Here is a 524-nt window from a genome sequence, read left to right as displayed (position 1 = left end):
ACAAGCGCCCTGCACCATTATGTTCCGGATCTGCATCGCAGGATGCTGCTGGCTACCCTGTGGAACACCTACATCTGTATTAACGAAGCGCTGGCATTGACCCTGAGTGATTTTTCTCTGGTCCCGCCGCATCCATACCGCCAGTTGTTTACCCTCACAACGTTCCAGTAACCGGGCATGTTCATCATCAGTAACCCGTATCGTGAGCATCCTCTCTCGTTTCATCGGTATCATTACCCCCATGAACAGAAATCCCCCTTACACGGAGGCATCAGTGACCAAACAGGAAAAAACCGCCCTTAACATGGCCCGCTTTATCAGAAGCCAGACATTAACGCTTCTGGAGAAACTCAACGAGCTGGACGCGGATGAACAGGCAGACATCTGTGAATCGCTTCACGACCACGCTGATGAGCTTTACCGCAGCTGCCTCGCGCGTTTCGGTGATGACGGTGAAAACCCTGACACATGCAGCTCCCGGAGACGGTCACAGCTTGTCTGTAAGCGGATGCCGGGAGCAGACA

2 pseudogenes are annotated in these 524 nt (G+C 53.2%); one reads left to right on the top strand and one right to left on the bottom strand.

From position 1 onward, the window contains the following. Window positions 1–210: pseudogene (locus tag O3Q52_RS54015) on the bottom strand (hypothetical protein); the annotation flags it as partial. Between the two features lie 64 nt (window positions 211–274). On the opposite strand from O3Q52_RS54015, the pseudogene O3Q52_RS54010 reads away from it, so the two are divergent. Next, window positions 275–460: pseudogene (locus O3Q52_RS54010) on the top strand (Rop family plasmid primer RNA-binding protein); the annotation flags it as partial. Window positions 461–524 lie beyond the last annotated feature (64 nt).

This window comes from Streptomyces sp. ActVer (assembly GCF_027270795.1).
GTDB classification, from domain to species: Bacteria; Actinomycetota; Actinomycetes; order Streptomycetales; family Streptomycetaceae; genus Streptomyces; species Streptomyces umbrinus_A.
Note: the sequence above shows the minus strand (reverse complement) of the source record. Positions and strands in the feature narration are given on the sequence as shown.